Origin of the sequence: Kocuria cellulosilytica, from assembly GCF_040981245.1 — a bacterium.
GTDB lineage: Bacteria > Actinomycetota > Actinomycetes > Actinomycetales > Micrococcaceae > Kocuria > Kocuria cellulosilytica.
In genome coordinates, this window is sequence record NZ_JAVFWZ010000131.1 from 1 (window position 1) to 527 (window position 527).

General features: G+C 78.9%; 1 protein-coding gene. It reads right to left on the reverse strand.

The annotated features are described in order from the left end of the window. Window positions 1-489, reverse strand: a 489-nt coding sequence (locus tag RCG67_RS17340) for a universal stress protein (protein WP_368828057.1), incomplete at its 3' end; no start/stop codon positions are given. Window positions 490-527: the final 38 nt, after the last annotated feature.

Genomic DNA, 527 nt, shown 5'->3' on the forward strand with positions numbered 1-527 from the left:
CCCCAGCCGGTCCACGCCGACCACCACGCGGCCCGCGAAGGGCCCGGCCCCCCGGGCCGCCCGTGCCCGCGGGTCCCAGCGCTCGGGCACCACGACCACGGGGCAGGAGGCGTGCGCCGACACCGCGGCCGAGACCGATCCCAGGCGCCCGCGCACGCCGCGCCGTCCCCGCCGGCCGAGCACGAGCGCCGCGGCGGAGTCCGACCCGTGGACGAGCACCCCGGCCGCGTCGCCGCGCTCCAGGGCGCCCGCCGCCGCGACCCCGGCCTCCCGGGCCCTGGCCACGGCGGCACCGGCCACCCGGTCGGTCTCCTGCTCGATCGCCTCCAGGAACGGCCCGTACAGGCTGGGATCCACGGCCACGGGCCGTCCCATGGAGACCACCACCTTCAGCTCACCGCCGAGGCCCCCCGCCTCCCGGATCGCCCAGTCGAGGGCGCGGTCGCTGTTCTCGGAGCCGTCGTAGCCCACGACGATCTGCTCTGCCATCTGCGGTGGCCTCCTGTTCTCCCGGCGGGCACGGCCGG